The sequence below is a fragment of the Caballeronia sp. GAFFF1 genome (assembly GCF_023630705.1).
Taxonomy (GTDB): Bacteria; Pseudomonadota; Gammaproteobacteria; order Burkholderiales; family Burkholderiaceae; genus Caballeronia.
In genome coordinates, this window is record NZ_JALQEM010000028.1 from 349,686 (window position 1) to 366,580 (window position 16,895).

Genomic DNA, 16,895 nt, shown 5'->3' on the forward strand with positions numbered 1-16,895 from the left:
CCGTCACAACGAAACGGCTTGCGGCTTCAGCGCGCTTCCCTGATGAACAGCGCGGTCACCGCGCCGACCACGCACAGCGCGCCGACATAGAGCGCCGGCGCGGCCGGGCTCGATTTCATCATCAGCGAAACGACGATCGGCGTAAGTCCGCCGAACACCGCATACGCGACGTTGTACGAGAACGAGATGCCCGAAAAGCGCACGGCGGGCGGGAACGACTTGACCATCACGAACGGAATCGCGCCGATCACGCCGACAGTGAAGCCCGTGAGCGCGTACCACGGCAGCAGCGTCGATGCATCGACCGCGACTTGCTGGAACAGCGCGTAGTACGAGCCTGCCAGCAGAAACGCGCCGACGAAAAGCGTCTTGCCCGCGCCGATGCGGCCGGCAATCGCGCCCGCGAGCACGCAGCCGACCGTGAGGCAGAGCGTCGCGGCGCAGTTCGCGATCAGCACCGTGGCCGGCGCAATGTGGAACTGCTTCTGGAGCAGCGTGGGCGTCATCAGGATCACGACGACGATGGCGGCCGAGAGCATCCACGTGAGCAGCATCGACACGATGACGGCGCGGCCGTGGTCGCGCAGAACGGCCTTCAGCGGGAGTTCCGCCGCCAGCGACTTGCGCTTCTGGAGTTCGGCGAACACCGGCGTTTCATGCAGCCAGCGGCGCAGATAGACCGAGCAGAGTCCGAACAACCCGCCGAGCAGGAACGGCAGACGCCACGCGAAGCTCGCGACATCGGCAGGAGAAAACGTCTTGTTGATGGCCGTCGCGATCAGCGAGCCGAGCAGAATGCCCGCGGTCAGGCCCGCCGTGAGCGTGCCGCACGCATAGCCGATATGACGGCGCGGCACGTGTTCCGAGACGAAGACCCACGCGCCCGGCACTTCGCCGCCGACCGCCGCGCCCTGCATCACACGGAAAACCAGCAGCAGAACGGGCGCCATCAGGCCGATGGACGCGTAGGTGGGCAAGAGGCCCATCAAGAGCGTCGGCACCGACATCAGCAGGACGGAAAGCGTGAACATCCGCTTGCGTCCGAGCAGATCGCCGAAATGCGCCATCACGATACCGCCGAGCGGCCGCGCCAGATAACCGGCGGCGAAGATGCCGAAAGTCTGCAATTGCCGCAGCCAGTCAGGAATGGACTCCGGGAAGAACAGTTGGCCGATGACCGGCGCGAAGAACACGAAAATGATGAAGTCGTAAAACTCGAGCGCGCCGCCGAGCGCGGCGAGCGCGAGCGTCTTGTAATCGCCGCGCGTGAGGGCGCGGCCGGCGGCGTGCGACGCGCCGTCGAAAGGTGTTGCCTGCATCGAATGAGAACCCGTAATGAGAAAAGCCACGCGTGCAGTGGAGCGACGCATGGGACGAGGCGATGTCCTGCGGGATGTCCGACGCGCCGGGTGAGCGCGAAAACGGGAACGACTGGGGCGCGGTCCGAAACCGCGCCCGTCACCGCGCTGCGCATGCCGGCGGACAGCCGTGTCGCAGCTTGCGCTCGCGCCGTCTCTGTAAGGCGGCGGAAGCGGGGACTTTCGGCTCGATGTACGCCGAAGGCGGCATGTTACAGGATGTAAGTCGCCACTACACAAAAAATCACGTTTAGATGTCGCGCGCTCGCGCCATTGGCGGCGTGCGTCGGTTACATGCGTTGACATTTCGGACGAGTCCGATGGGAAAGGGTGGTCGCGCTGACCAGAATGCGTGCCTGTATTTGCCGTCTCTTTTTGTAACGAGACGCCCGGGGAAATGCCGCGAGAAGCGGTATCGGCCCATGTCCTCAGACTCATCAGGCTTGACACTATGCGCGTCGCCGTTTTGCAAACCGACCCAAGTTACCGAAATCTCATCGCCGAAGTCGTCAAACGACTCGGACACACTGTCGTCACCTTCGGCGACGGCTTGCTGCTTTCCAAGGCACTGTCCCGCTCGACCGTGGATCTGCTGATCCTCGACTGGAACTCCACGGGCCTCTGCGGTCTCGATCTGCTCAAATCCGTGCGATCGAGCTTCGGCGAGCGTGTTCCGGTCATGTTCGCCACGGCCGATGGCGCCGAGCACAACGTCGTCTGCGCGCTCACGGCGGGCGCGGACGACTTCGTCGTCTATCCCATCCGTCCGGGCGAATTCGGCGCGCGTGTCGAAGCGTTGCTGCGCCGCGCGTACCCGACGACTTCCAGCGCGTGCCTGGAGATCGGGCCGTATCGCTTCGATTCTCGTCAGCAGACCGTCACCGTGCGCGGCCGCCCGGTGCAATTGAGCGGCACGCAGTTCAGGCTGGCGCAGCTTTTCTTCTCGAATATCGGCCGCGTGTTGTCGCGCGATCACATTTTCGCGATGGTCTGGGGCCGTGAATTCCGCGAAACCACGCGCACTATAGATAGCCATGTGTCGCGCCTGCGTCTCGCGCTGGAAATCGAGCCGGTGAATCACTTCCGTCTGCAGCCGGTATACAAGAGCGGCTATCGGCTGCTCCATCTTTACGACGACGGCGAGGACGCGGGCGACGATCGCGTGGAAACGGAGCACGCGCGAATCGCTGCTTGAGGCGTGATTGAACGAAGCTGAATGAGAATGCCGTCGCGAGACGGCATTTTCGTTTCTGGAAGCCGGATGCAGCGCTTTGGCTTGCGATGTTCGTCGCACGCGAGCGGCAAGCGCGGCGGGCGTTTGCGCTCTCTCGCCGGGCGCTGAATCCGGGAAATTATCAGCGCGGGCGTTCGCCGGGGCTGCGCGCGCCGTGAGACTTCGCGGCGCACAGTGCGTTGATCGCAGTGACCTAGGCGCGGCATCGACGGCGGCGCGATGGCGGCCAGCATGAGCTACATCGCCCCGACCAAGGATGCGCCCGCCCAGCTCGCGGTTTCCCGGCTCGCGCGGCGCCGGGGGCCCGCGCTGCGTCGGACTTCCGCGAACGCGACGCCTTGCCCGCAGTGGCAGGCTCTTTTCGACGACGGGCGGGCCGAAGTACTGCACACCGCCGCACTGCGCCAAGGCCGGGTAGGTGCAAGCCGGTGATCCCTCAGCCGTTCGCGACTGGCCCAATGCGCGGGATTAGATAACCAAGCCGGGTAAATCAAATGCAGCCGTCCACTTGTTCAGACCTTGTACTGCGACCCAGCTCAGACACTGTCTCACGCGCTGATTACCGCCACCGCGGTCAGCACGATAATCGCAATACCGAGAAGCCACGCGGCAACGGGGTTCGTGCCTCCACGACGAACTAACTCAGCGTCGCGTATGTCAGCCGGTAAGGGAGAATCGCTTACCTTCTTAATGACTTTCTCGGCGTGCGCAAGGTAAATGGAATTCCCGCACATCCCGATTGCCACCGGGAAGGCGTAGGAGAGCGCATGATTAATGCCCTCACTGAGCAAAGACGTCGCTAAACTACAAACCAGAGCAATTGCAATGTATGCGGCCGCTTGCCAGTGCATTTTCCTGTACACGAGCCAGACCGGCCCTAAGAGGAACGCCGCGCCGTTCCAGGTTCGCTTCGACGTGCGCGGGTTTTGAATCACCCATTTGCGACTGTAATAATCAATGTTCTTTCCCACGAACACTGCCATGTCGCGGTCAAGCTGAAACGGTGCGGAGCGTGCGTCGGTTTCTGGTGCGGCTTGCTCATTGATGTCATTCATCGGCGATTTTTTATTGTATTAATCAAAGGAAGCAGCTTCGCACGATCAGCGTAGCGGCGTCCATGTGTTCGCTTCGGTTTGATCAAATGTTTTAATTCATTAGGCAGGCTAAACGACGATAAAAAGTTAATTCAGAGCTCCGTCGTGCGAAGCCATGCGCCCGTCGATTAATGGAAAAGCGAAGTGAGCAGACGTGCAAGCGTCTCGAGCATCGTCGTCGGAACCGCGTGGTTAAGAGAATTGCGGCGCAGGTCGGATTGGCGGGACAAGGCTGCAACATCGATCAAGAAGAAGGGGCTCATGATTCGTTACCTCGGTTGCGTTTGTGACAGGTTTAATTTTGAGATAGCGTGCTTGTCCTTGCCATCGGACGTATCTCAAAATTGCGCCGGCGTTGCGCAACGGACGAAAACGCGCCCGGCCAGGACCAGTTACTTCTGATCTGGCGAGCATTGGCCGCGAAGCAGCGCCCAATCCTCGCACGACTTGCCGTTCGGAAAGCGGCACATGCCGATCTGGCCGTCGTCACGGTCGACGATTTGCGGCGTCCCGCCTCGGTGGATGCAATTGGTGGAAGCCGGGTTGGGAAGTCCTACATGCGAATCGGGCCGCGAGGCGGGCTGGTCTGCAGGAACGCCGGTGGCGGAAGGGACGGGCGACATGCACGCTGCCAACAGAGTAGCAACGGTAAATGAGGTGGCGAGCCTGAACATGGACGAGCGACTTCGATCGGAAACCTGAGCGCCGCGAATATATCAAGCGCTCCCGGCGCCGTCGAATTTTCGCGCCGTGGGTTCCAGTCGAGCGGCGCGTGGCGGGCGCCGCCCGCCAACCTTCAACCCGTCTGCTCGACCGGCGTCACGTCCACATCGATCATCTGCGTGCCGCGCAGCACCGCGACCTTCACCGCCCGTTCGATCCGCGATGCATCCAGCGCGCGCTGCAAACCGTCGACGCTATCGATGCTCACGCCATCCACCGCGACGATGCGGTCGTCCGTGCGCAGCCCGCCCAGCGCGGCCGGGCTGCCCTTGACGACTTCCATGACGTGGACCGCGCTCGCCGACGTCAGCCCGAAGAAGCGCTGCACGCGCCGCGATACCGGCGCCGTCGTTCCCGCCACGCCGATATACGCGCGCCGCGCGCGTCCGTACGCGAAGATCTGCATGATGACCCACTTTGCCGTATCGATGGCAGTCGCGAACGAAATGGCCTGCGCACCCGAAATGATGGCCGTGTTCACGCCGATCACCTGTCCCGCCGAATTGATGAGCGGACCGCCCGAGTTGCCGGGATTGAGCGCGGCGTCGGTCTGGATCACGTCGTAGATCATGCGGCCGGAGGTGGAGCGCAGCGACCGTCCAAGCGCCGAGACGACGCCGGTCGTCACCGTCTGAGCAAGGCCGAGCGGATTGCCCACCGCGATCGCGATCTGGCCGACGCGCAGATTTCCCGATTCCCCGAGTTCGACGTGCGGCAGCGGCTCCGGCGAGCCGATGCGCAGCACTGCGAGGTCGCTGCCCGGATCGTCGCCGACGAGATCGGCGTGAAAGTGTGCGCCGTCGGCGAGCGTCACGGTAATGCGGGTGGCGCCGTGAACGACGTGGCTATTGGTCAGCAGATAACCGTCGGGCGTGAAAATGAAGCCCGAGCCGGTGCCGCCCGCCTGACGGCGCGCGCCGCGAGCATCGGCCAGTTCGCGCTCGACCGAGATGAAAACGACGGCCTGCTGCACGCGTTCCAGCGCGCCGATCACGGTGCGGGAATACGCATCGAGCAGCGCGGTGTCGTCGAGCGGCCGCGGCCGCGGCTGTGGCTGCGGGGCGTCTTGCGAGCCGCGCGCAAGATCGTCGATGAATTGTGGTCGGCTTCCCATGTTGGACTCCCGATATTCGAGAGGCGACATGCGGGCCGCGCCGGCGCTTTTCAAGCCCGCGCGGCGCGGGCGAGCAGGTTCATCGGCCCGAGCGTTTCGACGATGCGGCGCTGGGCGTCGTCCCGCACGAAGAGCGAGCCGGCGAAGCCGAGCGCGTTGATCGCGATGCCTTCGACATCGGCCACGGTGCGCGGCACCGCGAGCATCCAGCGGCGCGTGACGAGCAAGTTGTACGGCGCGGCCTGATGCGTTGCCCCGGCGACATCGAGCGGCTCGACGCCGATCGCGTCGAGCAGCCGCCGATACAGGTCGTGCGCGCGTGGCGGCGTGTTGTCGGACGGGGCGTCGAGCCAAGCCGCCGCGTGACCGAACGCGAGCCCCGGCACGCGAAAAATCGCGCCGTTTCGCGCGTTTTCGATCAACGGCTCAATGGGCGCCGCGAGACCGTCGAGCGGCAGCCGCACCATCTGCATGTGTTTGTGCGGCTGGCTCGATCCGGCGACAGCGCCGCCGTTGTAGAAGCCGAGTCCGTCGAACTGGTTCAGGCACGCGAGGAGGGCGGCGAAGTCGTCGGTATTGAGCAAGGCTTCTTGCGGCTCGAACTGCGTGGTCACGATCAGCAGATGGTGCGCGAGGACATTGAACTTGTTCAACAACAGAAAATGCCGCTCGCCGATATCGCCGACGCGCAGCGCGTCCTCGCACGGCGAGAACGGATCGCGCCACGCGCTTGCCGCATCGGTGGCAGTCTTGGCCGCGAGCTTCGCGGCCTCTTCCTTGCGCGCAAGATTCGCCGCTTGCCGGACGAGAAAGCGCACGCCGCCTTCCTCGACGACGTGCTCGATCGTCTCGAACGGACGCAGCGCGCCGCACGCGAGCGCGCGCGCCGTCTGCTCGACGACGGCTTGCCATGAAGGCGCTTCTGGCAGTGAAGTTGAGCTCATGTTTCTCACGAGTGTTGCCGGAATGAGCATTCTGCTGCCTTTGCGCACATTGCGTGCGGGAGCTGTTTCCGGGCGGCTGCTAAAGAACGTCTGCGCAGCGAAATAGCACAGAGTGGTTTCGATAGTTCAGACTTTTCGGCGTTCAGTTCCGGCGGCGACTTCGATAGACTTTCTCCCACTCAGTCGTTCGCGAATGCAGTCATTGGTTCGTTGTACATAGCGAATAGTCGTCATGACTGAGGTCCACGCTGCAAGGGTTCGGGCGCCAAGCGCGAATCTTCTTTCCGGCGTATTACCTACTTTTCTCAGTTTTCAGCGAGAGGCACTCTCATGCAAAAAATCGAACGCGCAGCTCTGGTTCAGGCAAACATCGCTGGTGGCACCGCCAAGGCGTCGAGCACGTCTTCGTCCACCACCAACGTCTCCGTCACGATCACGGCTTAAAGCTGCGATTTCGGCGTTACCGCACTATCGCTTCAACCGTTATTCAAGAAGGTATGCACATGCAAAAGATCGAACGCGCTGCTCTGGCTCAAGCAAACATCGCTGGCGGCACGGCCAAGGCGTCGAGCTCGTCGTCGACCAACACGACCGTCGAGATCAACATCTCGGCGTAAGGTTGCCGCTCTCCTCGTGAGAGCGTGACCCGGTTGTTCGAAGGCTCCCACTCTGGGAGCCTTTGCCGCAGAACAATTCACGCCCAGTCTTCTTCGCCGTTCTTCGGCTCCGGCAACGTCAGACCGGACGCGGGCAGCGGCAGCGCCGTTTTGTAGCGCACCTGCTTGAGCGCGAAGCTCGAGCGAATATTCGACACGCCCGGCATCTTCGTGAGCCGCTCCAGGATGAAGCGCTCCAGCGCCGCCACGTCGGGCAGGACCACGCGCAGCAGATAGTCGGCGTCGCCCGTCATCAGATAACACTCCATCACCTCCGGTCGCTCGCTGATCGCCTGCTCGAAGCGCGCCAGCGCGTCCTTGATCTGCTTCTCCAGACTCACCTGAATGAACACGTTGATGCTCAGGCCGAGCGCCTCCGGACTGAGCAGCGTGACGTGTTGCCTGAAAAGCCCGGCTTTCTCCAGCGCCCGCACGCGATTGAAGCACGGCGTCGGCGACAGGTTGACGGCGCGCGCAAGCTCCGAATTCGTGATGCGGGCATTGTGTTGAAGCTCGTTGAGAATGCCGATGTCGATGCGGTCGAGCCGCTGCTTCGTCTGAGAGCTCATAGTTCAATCATTCCTGTTTCACGCGTTTCGGCAGAATAAGAACACTACCGCAAAGCGATCTCGCAGCCAAATGAGATGCACATTCTTCGGGCGAGTGGTTATCCTCGACTGATACCAGCCTGCCAGCGGAGCCGCGCCATGACCGACTTGTCGAACGGAACCAGTCAGCTTCTCTCTCTTGCGCGGGGGCGTGAAGACGCGGACCCCGGCGAAACAGCCGAGTGGCTCGATGCGCTCGACGCGGTCGTTGCCCACGTCGGCAAGGAGCGCGCGCAGTATCTGTTCGACCGTCTCGCGGAGCATGCGCTGTCGGTCGGCGTTGAATCGGCGCGGGCGCGCGCGACGCCGTACGCCAACAGCATTCCTGTCGAACAGCAGCCGCCGTATCCGGGCAACTTCGATATCGAAGAGAAACTCGCCGGCGTGCTGCGCTGGAACGCGCTGGCGATGGTGGTGCGCGCGAACCGCGCCTACGGCGAACTGGGCGGCCATATTGCAAGCTACGCGTCGGCCGCCGATCTCTTCGAAGTGGGCTTCAATCATTTCTTTCGCGCGGCGGGCGACGACCACGGCGGCGATCTCGTCTACTTTCAGCCGCACTCGTCGCCCGGCGTGTATGCGAGGGCCTTTCTCGAAGGCTTCCTCGATGAAGCCCATTTGCAGCACTACCGGCGCGAGATTGGGGGGCCGGGGCTGTGCTCGTACCCGCATCCGTGGCTGATGCCCGATTTCTGGCAGTTTCCGACCGGCTCCATGGGCATTGGGCCCATCAACTCTATCTACCAAGCGCGCTTCATGCGCTATTTGCAAAACCGTGGCCTGAAGCAGACGGAAGGGCGCAAGGTCTGGGGCTTTTTCGGCGATGGCGAGATGGACGAGCCCGAGTCGATCGGCGCCCTGTCGCTGGCTTCGCGCGAACGGCTCGACAACCTCGTGTTCGTCATCAATTGCAATCTGCAGCGGCTGGATGGACCGGTGCGCAGCAACGGGCGCATCGTCGACGAACTCGAAGCGCAGTTCACCGGCGCGGGCTGGAATGTGATCAAGGTGCTGTGGGGATCGGACTGGGATGCGCTTTTCGCTCGCGACCGCACCGGCGCATTGCTGCGAGCGTTCGCGCATACCGTCGACGGCCAGTTTCAGACGTTCTCCGCCAACGACGGCCGCTACAACCGCGAGCGCTTCTTCGGCCAAAACCCCGAACTGGCTGCGCTCGCCGCGCATTTGTCGGACGAAGACATCGACCGTCTGCGGCGCGGCGGCCACGACGTGCGCAAGCTGCATGCGGCGTACGCCAAAGCGCTCGCTCACACGGGCCAGCCGACGGTGATCCTCGCGAAGACGATGAAAGGCTTCGGCATGGGAACGGTCGGGCAGGGCCGCATGACCACGCATCAGCAAAAAAAGCTGGATCTCGACGACCTCAAAGCGTTCCGTGACCGCTTTCGCCTGCCGCTTTCCGATGCCGACGTCGAGGCCCTGAAGTTCTACAAGCCCGCCGACGACGCCCCGGAAATGCGCTATCTGCACGAACGCCGCGCGGCGCTCGGCGGCTACCTGCCGCGGCGACGCGCGAAGACGTCGGAATCGCTCATGCCGCCCGCGCTCGGCACCTGGGCGCAGTTCGCGCTCGAAAGCGCCGGCAAGGAGATGTCCACGACCATGGCGTTCGTGCGCATGCTCGGCAGTCTGATGAAGGACGCGACGCTCGGCCCGCGCATCGTGCCGGTGGTGGCCGACGAGGCGCGCACCTTCGGCATGGCGAATCTGTTCCGGCAAGTGGGCATTTATTCGCCGCTTGGCCAACTTTACGAGCCGGAAGACATGGGCTCGATGCTGTACTACCGCGAGGACACGCGCGGGCAGATTCTGGAAGAGGGCATCTCCGAGGCGGGCGCGATTTCGTCGTGGATCGCGGCGGCGACGTCCTATAGCGTCCACGACCTGCCGATGCTGCCGTTCTACATCTACTACTCCATGTTCGGCTTTCAGCGCATCGGCGATCTCATTTTCGCGGCGGCGGACCAGCGTTCGCGCGGCTTTCTGATCGGCGCGACGTCCGGGCGCACGACGCTCGGCGGCGAGGGCTTGCAGCACCAGGACGGCACGAGTCATCTGACGGCATCGACCATTCCAAACTGCCGCGCCTACGATCCGGCGTTCGCGTACGAAGTCGCGGCGATTGTCGACGAGGGCATGCAGGAGATGTTGACGCGCCAACGCGACGTTTTCTACTACCTCACCGTCACGAACGAGAACTACGCCCAACCCTCCGCGCCCGGCAAGACGCTCGATCCGGCTACGCGCGAAGGCATTCTGCGCGGCATCCACCGCGTTTCCAGTGATGAGGAGGCGAGTGGCGCTCAAGTGCAACTGCTCGGTTCGGGCGCAATCCTGAACGAGGCAATCGCTGCGCGCGCCATGCTCCAAGCCGACTGGAACATCGAGGCGGCCGTGTGGAGCGTGACGAGCTATGCGGAACTGCATCGCGATGGCGCGGCGTGCGAGCGCATGGACCGCCTGTCCGACGACGCGCCGACGCCCTATGTGACGCGCGCGCTGCAGGCATCGCGCGGGCCGGTGATTGCCGCGACCGACTACGTGCGCGCGGTGCCCGAGCTGATCCGCGCGTATGTGCCGCGCCGTTACGTGACGCTCGGCACCGACGGGTTCGGGCGCAGCGACACGCGGCAGTCGCTGCGCGCGTTCTTCGAGGTGGACCGCGTGGCCATCGTGCTCTCGGCGCTGAAGGCGCTGGCGGACGACGGCCTGATCGAGCGAGCGGTGCTGCGGCTTGCGCGGGAGAAGTACGGCGCGACGCACGTCGAACGCGAGGCGCCGTGGACGCGCTAGGCGCTCAATCCCAGAAGCGCGCGCACTTCGTCGTCGCTCGTCTGCTCGAAGTCAACGTAGAACTGCCCGACGCCAAGAAAGTGACGCGGCTGAAGCACGCAGACGCATGAATCGACGACTTCGGTGAAGCGCGACGCCGCATCCAGCGGCGCGACCGGCAACGCCGCGATCAGACGCGCGGGCGCGGCGCCGCCGTTGCGCAGCGACATCGCGGCGGCGCGCATGGTTGCGCCAGTGGCCATGCCGTCGTCCACGACGATCGCGACCTTGCCCGCGGTATCGAGCGGTGGACGCGATCCGCGATACATCGCCTCGCGCCGGGCCAGTTCGGCGCGCTCGCCTTCGATCACGGCGACGAGTTCGGGCTTGCTTACGCCCGCATAGTCGACGATGCGCTCATCGAGATAGAAGGCGTCGCCGGATGCGATCGCGCCCATCGCAAGCTCAGGCTGCGACGGCACGCCCAGCTTGCGCACGATGAGCACGTCCAACGCGGCGCCAAGCGCGCTCGCCACTTCGAAGGCTACCGGCACGCCGCCGCGCGGCAAACCGAGCACGATCACGTCGTCGCGGTTCGCGAACTCCGCAAGCAGCGTGGCGAGTTCGCGGCCGGCCTCGCGCCGGTCCTTGAAGAAGGAGTTCATGTGGCTTGGGTCCTGTCGGCGCGGGAGGCTGAGTCGTCGTGATCGACATCGCGCCGAGGCACGCGTGATGGCCGCACGGCGCGGGTCGCCGGGCGTTTCGCGCGCATCCGCCTAGGGAGCTTCCCTACATCGTAGGCGATAAACCTGTTGTAGCCCATGTCCACGAACGCGCGCGCGGACGACAAGGGGACTGGGCGTGCTCGCGCGCGCCGACGCCCAGAGGCACGACGGCGCGCAGCAAAGCAACAGGCGAAAAAAAAGCGCCCCGACTCAGGGGCGCTTTTGCATGAGGGATTCGAACGCTCAGAGATTCGCGCGCACTGCGTCCCTGAGAGCGTCCATCACGATGCCGTAATTGAGCGGAATGTCCAGCGAGTCCGAGTAGCCCGTTTTCTCGGCTGACTCGGCGGGCGCAGCGCCGACCGGAATCGGCTCGTAGGCAGTCTCGCCTGCCGGATTGTTGCGTCCTTCGATGGCACTCTGCAATTGCGGATTCTTCACGATTAACTCCTTTCCGGTAAGGGAGCGGCGAGGACCTGCAAGATAAACCAGTGTCGTGACAAATTGACGACTTCGACTGATCGCGCATCCGAAACATACGCGTCCGGCGCGCCGGTATTCGCCGTACTGACGCAATGTCAAAGAGCGCGGGGGCTCTAGTGTAACGGCGGCGCGCGTCCGGCGAGGCGATTTTTTCTTATAACGCCCGCACGGCAGTATCGGATGCGGGCGTGACAAAGCGGCGCGGAAATTGCATCCCCGCATCGGGCACGTTGCTCGGCTCAGCGCGTCCCGTACGATCGTTCTCGCCAACGGCTGTTCGCGGGAAGGAATCCGAACCATCAGGACCGCTCACTCGACGTTCCTTTTCGGCATCCGGCGCGGGAGGCGCGCGCGACGACCATCCGCACGCGGTAAAACAAGGAGAAAAGAAACATGAGCAGGATCGCGATCATCGGCGCTACCGGCAATGTCGGAAGCCGGCTCACGCATGAAGCGTTGCGGCGCGGACACACCGTGACGGCGCTCGCCCGCGACACGTCGAAGCTAGAAAAGCGCGAAGGTCTCGACGCGCGAGACGTGGATGCGCTCGCTCTCGACGCGCTCGCCGATGCCATCGCCGGACACGACGCCGTCTTCAGCGCGACGCGTTTTTCGAGCGTGCCCGAGAACGCGATCGTGGGCGCGGTGAAGCGCGCGGGCGTGGAGCGGCTGCTGGTGGTGGGCGGGGCGGGCAGCCTCTATCTGGCGCCCGGGCAGCGCCTTCTCGACGCGCCGGGCTTTCCCGACGCCTACCGCGCGGAAGCGACAGCGGGCGCGGCGTTTCTCGACGCCCTGCGCCGCGACCGCGAGCTGAACTGGACGTTCGTGTCGCCGTCGGCGGAGTTCGTGAGCGGCCCGCGCACGCAGCGGTTTCGCACGGGCGTAGACGAACTGCTGGTCGATGCCAACGGCCGGTCCTGGATTTCCTTCGACGATTTCGCGATCGCGTTCCTCGACGAGCTCGAACGCGGAGCGCATATCAAGCAGCGGTTCACGGTCGGCTATTGACCGCAGGCGGCTGCACGGAGCGCCGCCTGCGTCGGTCAGCCGTGGACGTCGGCTTCGACTTCCTCGGTCTTGGGCATGGCGGCGGCGAGAATCATCGCCGATGCGTTCTGGGGCTTCGGATCGCGCTGCGACGGCCGATAAACCTGATCCCCGCGATGAATCGGCATGCCCGAGAGCGAGCACACGCCGTCGCCGGACGCGGTGGTGGCGCGCCAGCCCTGATAGCCGTAATGGCACGTTCCCGGGTCGGACCAATAAACGAGCGCCGTCGCGCTGCTCGGGCGCTCGATTACGCGCACGATGGCTTGCGGGAAAGGCAAGCGGTCGCTCGACTCCCGCGGATGCGTGCGATTCCAGTCGCGGGTCAGGCGTTCGACGAACGCGCTTTCGGCGCGAGCCGTCTTCTGCGACGGCGCCGTGCGCCCCGACTCGACGGGGATCGTTTCAAGTTGGTGGACGGTCTGTGACCACGGGTCCGCTCTTTTCGAAAAAGCTGTCATGGCATTGTTCCAGGCTTTGACTCGACCTAGAACGTACGTCATTAAGCATATTCCGATAAATACGGGATAGGTGAAAACACTGTCCCGTTAGTGCGAATAATCCGAAAGGGTAGAGGGCGGGCGTCGGGTGCGGGCCACCGGACTGGTATCTGGACCCACGCGGAGGCTTACGTGGCGGGGCTTTGCGGCGGGCCACGCCATTGACCAAAGGCCGGACGGCGCGGCCCTGTTTAGTCGCGGTAGGGAGACAAACGGCGCGCTTCTCCGTACGGGCGACGTGGGTTTGTGCGGCCGAAAAGCCGCGCGCCGCCCGTGAGGAGAGCGCCACCGGGCGTTTTCGATTCGGCGCTTGGTCTGCGCATCGCGGGTGAGGCACAGGAAGTCGACCGACCGCGCGGACCTGGATGGCTACCGGCGGCCCCACTCCGATGCTTATCGAACAAGGCCGCGGCGTGGTCCACCGGCACTTTCTCGGCCCACTGCCTCGCACCTGAACTGACGTCCGAGCGCGACCAGACGCCCGTCGGAGACGGGATGCACAAGTGCGTGTGCGGCAATGTCCGCACTTGACGCTTGCTTAGGCGATCCCGTTTAGTCGCTCAGGCGACGAAGTGCGACGACGCGTTGATTTAGGAATGGCTGCGGACGCGAAACGAGCACGAAAGCAAACGACGCGAGAGGACCGCAGCGCGGGCGAGCAAGGAGAGGCGCCTTGCCCACAAGGCCGGATGAGCGCGCAGAGTCTACGCCCGGCGGCGAACGCCGCCGTGGGCTCGGTCCCGGCCATAGTGAGGGCAGCATTCAGCGGGCGTTGAGATCGAAAGGAACAGACCCTGGTGCGGGCGCGTGGCCCAGGGCGGACGCCCGCCATATCAGCCTGCGTTCTGATCCACCGCCAAGGCCTCGGACGTAATCACCCGGGCCCAAAAGCTCTGCGAGCGCAAGTCGAAACAATACTCGGCGGTAAGCCGTTTCGCGCCGGAACCGCGGTTTGGCTCGCTCAGGCAGAAAGAGCGAGCACCGCCGTGGGCTCGGTTCGGGCCATACTGTGGGCGGCATTCAGCGGGCGTTGGAACCGAAGCGAACAGGCCCTAGTGCGGGCGCGTGGCCCAGCGCCGAAGCCTGCCGTATAAGCCGGCGTTCAGATCCACCGCCAAGGCCTCGGACCGCAATCACCCGGGCCCAAAAGCTCTGCGAGCGCAAGTCGAAGCAGTACTCGGCGGTAAGCCGTTTCGCGGCGGAACCGCGGTTTGGTCCTCTCGGGCGAGAAAGAGCGAGCGCCGCCGTCTGCGGGTTCCGGCCATAGCGCAGGCCGCATTCAGCGGGCGTTGGGACCGACTCGAAAGGTACAGGCCCTAGTGCAGGCGCGTGGCAGAGCGCCGGAGCCCGACGGATAAGCCTGCGGTCTGGTCCACCGCCGCGGCGTTAGACCGCTATCGCCCGCGCCGAAAGCCATGCGAGCGCAATAAAAGCAACAACCGGACGGTAAGCCATTTCGCTGCCGAAATGCAGTTCGGCCCGCTCAGGCGAGAAAGCGCGTGACGAGGACTTCAGCGAGGAGGGCAGCCAGCAAGGCCAGCGCGCCCGACGGCATGGCGGGCAGAACGGCGGCAGCGCCGGGACTGCCTTTCTGCTCGACGTACTGAGACCACCCAAGACACCTTCGCAACAACTCCCATCACGCGACTACGATGCCGCCGGCGACCGCCGCATGCCCGGTCATCCCCGAGCCGGACGCGCAGATCGCGCCCGCGCCCGAGGAACGCGTAGGCGCGATCGAGCCTGCTCAGGAAAGCGCAGCATATTCGCCGCATTCTTGCGCGGCCTGCAACGCGTCGGTCGATGCCGGCTGCACGAACGGCCGCCACACGGGCGCAGTCGGCGCGAAATCGTCGAGCATCGAGAATTGTTCGAGCGACGTGTTATCGAACATGATCGACCTCATTTCTATGTAGTTAGTTAAGCGAAGTAAATCAACGCGCGACGACATTGTTTCGCACCGGCGAACCATTCGCATACTCGACGATCCCGCGATTGCGCGCTTCCGCCTGAGCGGCGACCGCATCGCCCCACATGCTGCGCGACGGATAGCTATTGCGATTCAACGCCGGCAGCGAGCCGTCGGAGTAAGCCGCTGCAAGTTCCGCACGGACCTGCGCGCGAGTCTTCGGTGCTTCGCTCGTGCTCGACGTGGTCTGAGTCAGATACGTTCCCGCACGGCCAATGCCTTGCCCGCCTTCAGCGAAAGCCGTGCTCGAAATGACGGCAGAGATAGCGGCAAGCGAGACACTCGCGACGATAAAGCTTTTCATGTTGCGACTCCTTTCGATCCGTTCCATATGCATCGGGATACGGCGCATTGTTCACATTCAGCGATGCGTCGTGGCAGGACGAAATGTAGTCGCGCGGTGCCGGCGGATAAATGCCCCATCCGCGAATAGATTTATCGACATCCGCGAATAATCGCTCGCGGCGTCGTCATTGAAGTAAGCGGGAAACGAGAGAAATGCTTTCCATCATGGCGATGGAAAGCATTCGAGAAACGAGAAGAACAGCGATGCTTCGTTAAACCACGACGTCTGCCGTGCCTGCCACTTCAGGCGTGCCATGACGCACGATCATCGGCGATGCGGTGCTCGTCGGCAGGCAACGCTCTTCCGCATCCTTCTGTCCTTGCAGCAGCGGGCAGCGTTCGAATAGCTCGGCGACCCAGTCCACGAAGACGCGCACTTTCGGCGACAAATGCCGGTTGTGCGGATAGACCGCGGAAATAGGCATCGGCAGCGGATTCCATTGCGGCAAGACTTCGACGAGTTCGCCCGAGCGCAGATAAGGCAGCGCCATGAAACGCGCGACCTGCACGATGCCGACGCCCTTCAGCCCGCAACTGAGATACGCTTCGGCGTCGTTCACCGCGATCATGCCGCGCATCTTCACTTCGATGGTTTCATCTTCCACGACGAAATCCATATCCATGATGCGGCCCGTGCGGCTCGAGAAATAATTCACTGCCGTATGGTTCTGCAAATCATCGAGCGTCTTCGGCGTGCCGTGACGCTCCAGATATTGCGGACTCGCCACCGTCACGCCCTGGAACACGCCGATGCGCCGCGCGACGAGACTCGAATCCTGCAGCGTGCCCACGCGAATCACGCAGTCGACGCCTTCCTGAATGAGATCGACGGGCTTGTCGCCGAAGCCCATCATCAACTCGATATCCGGATAGCGCGTGTGGAAATCGCATAGCTGAGGCATCACGATCAGACGCCCGATTGCGCCGGGCATGTCCACGCGCAGCTTGCCGTGCGGACCTTTGCCGTTGTTCGCGAACGTGCTTTCCGCCTCTTCGATATCCGCGAGAATGCGCACGCAGCGCTCGTAGTAGGCCGCGCCGTCCGGCGTGAGATTGAGCCTGCGCGTCGTGCGCTGAAGCAGGCGCACGTTGAGAAACGCTTCGAGGTTTTGAATGATCGTCGTCACGGACGCGCGCGGCAGATTGAGCGTATCCGCCGCCCGCGAAAAGCTGTTCGTGTCGACGACGCGGGTAAAGACCTGCATTGCTTGTAGCCGATCCATGTTCTCGTACCTTCGATGCTGAGTGAGCGAGGAATTAAGCGGGTGGCTAAGAAAATGAATTGCGCGGTCTAGCCACGAT

At 63.7% G+C, this 16,895-nt stretch carries 17 protein-coding genes; 4 read left to right on the plus strand and 13 right to left on the minus strand.

The genetic code is table 11. The annotated features are described in order from the left end of the window. Nucleotides 1-26 precede the first annotated feature (26 nt). Nucleotides 27-1,319, minus strand: a complete 1,293-nt coding sequence (locus NCR37_RS15275) for an MFS transporter (RefSeq protein ID WP_250473705.1) — start codon at nucleotides 1,317-1,319, stop codon at nucleotides 27-29. A 490-nt stretch (nucleotides 1,320-1,809) separates the two neighbouring features. Here NCR37_RS15275 and NCR37_RS15280 point away from each other — a divergent pair, with 490 nt between their 5' ends. Next, nucleotides 1,810-2,553, plus strand: coding sequence for a response regulator transcription factor (locus NCR37_RS15280; RefSeq protein WP_206469465.1), 744 nt, complete (start codon nucleotides 1,810-1,812; stop codon nucleotides 2,551-2,553). Between the two features lie 270 nt (nucleotides 2,554-2,823). Then, complete coding sequence (locus tag NCR37_RS15285) at nucleotides 2,824-3,024, plus strand: hypothetical protein (protein WP_250473706.1); 201 nt, start codon at nucleotides 2,824-2,826, stop codon at nucleotides 3,022-3,024. 116 nt (nucleotides 3,025-3,140) lie between these two features. Here NCR37_RS15285 and NCR37_RS15290 read toward each other — a convergent pair whose 3' ends face one another. The 6 genes from NCR37_RS15290 to NCR37_RS15305 all read right to left on the minus strand — a co-directional run bounded on the left by NCR37_RS15290 (nucleotide 3,141) and on the right by NCR37_RS15305 (nucleotide 7,692). Then, nucleotides 3,141-3,647, minus strand: coding sequence for a DUF2628 domain-containing protein (locus NCR37_RS15290; protein ID WP_250473707.1), 507 nt, complete (start codon nucleotides 3,645-3,647; stop codon nucleotides 3,141-3,143). Nucleotides 3,648-3,814: 167 nt separating this feature from the next. Next, entirely contained in the window at nucleotides 3,815-3,949 is a 135-nt protein-coding gene (locus NCR37_RS28385) for a hypothetical protein (RefSeq protein ID WP_284506890.1), read from the minus strand. 129 nt (nucleotides 3,950-4,078) lie between these two features. Beyond that, complete coding sequence (locus tag NCR37_RS28525; protein ID WP_350029063.1) at nucleotides 4,079-4,360, minus strand: putative hemolysin; 282 nt, start codon at nucleotides 4,358-4,360, stop codon at nucleotides 4,079-4,081. A 122-nt stretch (nucleotides 4,361-4,482) separates the two neighbouring features. Beyond that, nucleotides 4,483-5,523 (minus strand): S1C family serine protease, encoded by a 1,041-nt coding sequence (locus NCR37_RS15295; protein WP_250473708.1) that lies wholly within the window; start codon nucleotides 5,521-5,523, stop codon nucleotides 4,483-4,485. 50 nt (nucleotides 5,524-5,573) lie between these two features. Further along, nucleotides 5,574-6,467: an ATP adenylyltransferase family protein gene (locus tag NCR37_RS15300; protein WP_250473709.1), complete on the minus strand. Its 894-nt coding sequence runs from the start codon at nucleotides 6,465-6,467 to the stop codon at nucleotides 5,574-5,576. Between the two features lie 694 nt (nucleotides 6,468-7,161). After that, nucleotides 7,162-7,692: an Lrp/AsnC family transcriptional regulator gene (locus NCR37_RS15305; protein ID WP_250473710.1), complete on the minus strand. Its 531-nt coding sequence runs from the start codon at nucleotides 7,690-7,692 to the stop codon at nucleotides 7,162-7,164. A 138-nt stretch (nucleotides 7,693-7,830) separates the two neighbouring features. Between NCR37_RS15305 and mdeB the strand changes: the two genes are divergently transcribed. Continuing rightward, complete coding sequence (mdeB, locus tag NCR37_RS15310; protein ID WP_250473711.1) at nucleotides 7,831-10,545, plus strand: alpha-ketoglutarate dehydrogenase; 2,715 nt, start codon at nucleotides 7,831-7,833, stop codon at nucleotides 10,543-10,545. On the opposite strand, the gene NCR37_RS15315 is transcribed toward mdeB, so the two are convergent. After that, nucleotides 10,542-11,189 carry a phosphoribosyltransferase gene (locus tag NCR37_RS15315; RefSeq protein ID WP_250473712.1) on the minus strand — a complete coding sequence of 216 codons (648 nt, stop codon included), beginning with the start codon at nucleotides 11,187-11,189 and terminating at the stop codon, nucleotides 10,542-10,544. The two genes, mdeB and NCR37_RS15315, sit on opposite strands and share 4 nt — an antisense overlap. 303 nt (nucleotides 11,190-11,492) lie before the next feature. Continuing rightward, nucleotides 11,493-11,690, minus strand: a complete 198-nt coding sequence (locus NCR37_RS15320) for a hypothetical protein (RefSeq protein WP_159833576.1) — start codon at nucleotides 11,688-11,690, stop codon at nucleotides 11,493-11,495. A gap of 435 nt (nucleotides 11,691-12,125) precedes the next feature. On the opposite strand from NCR37_RS15320, the gene NCR37_RS15325 reads away from it, so the two are divergent. Further along, entirely contained in the window at nucleotides 12,126-12,740 is a 615-nt protein-coding gene (locus NCR37_RS15325; RefSeq protein WP_250473713.1) for an NAD(P)-dependent oxidoreductase, read from the plus strand. Between the two features lie 35 nt (nucleotides 12,741-12,775). Here the strand turns inward: NCR37_RS15325 and NCR37_RS15330 are convergent, their stop codons facing one another. The 4 genes from NCR37_RS15330 to NCR37_RS15345 form a co-directional block, all read right to left on the minus strand. Continuing rightward, the gene (locus tag NCR37_RS15330) at nucleotides 12,776-13,240 is read right to left on the minus strand and encodes a DUF3331 domain-containing protein (RefSeq protein ID WP_250473714.1); all 465 of its coding nucleotides are present in this window, start codon (nucleotides 13,238-13,240) and stop codon (nucleotides 12,776-12,778) included. A gap of 1,786 nt (nucleotides 13,241-15,026) precedes the next feature. Continuing rightward, nucleotides 15,027-15,173 carry a hypothetical protein gene (locus NCR37_RS15335; RefSeq protein ID WP_250473715.1) on the minus strand — a complete coding sequence of 49 codons (147 nt, stop codon included), beginning with the start codon at nucleotides 15,171-15,173 and terminating at the stop codon, nucleotides 15,027-15,029. A 40-nt stretch (nucleotides 15,174-15,213) separates the two neighbouring features. Then, nucleotides 15,214-15,552, minus strand: coding sequence for a DUF4148 domain-containing protein (locus NCR37_RS15340; RefSeq protein WP_175941427.1), 339 nt, complete (start codon nucleotides 15,550-15,552; stop codon nucleotides 15,214-15,216). A 253-nt stretch (nucleotides 15,553-15,805) separates the two neighbouring features. Further along, complete coding sequence (locus NCR37_RS15345; protein ID WP_250473716.1) at nucleotides 15,806-16,816, minus strand: LysR family transcriptional regulator; 1,011 nt, start codon at nucleotides 16,814-16,816, stop codon at nucleotides 15,806-15,808. Between the last annotated feature and the right edge of the window lie 79 nt (nucleotides 16,817-16,895).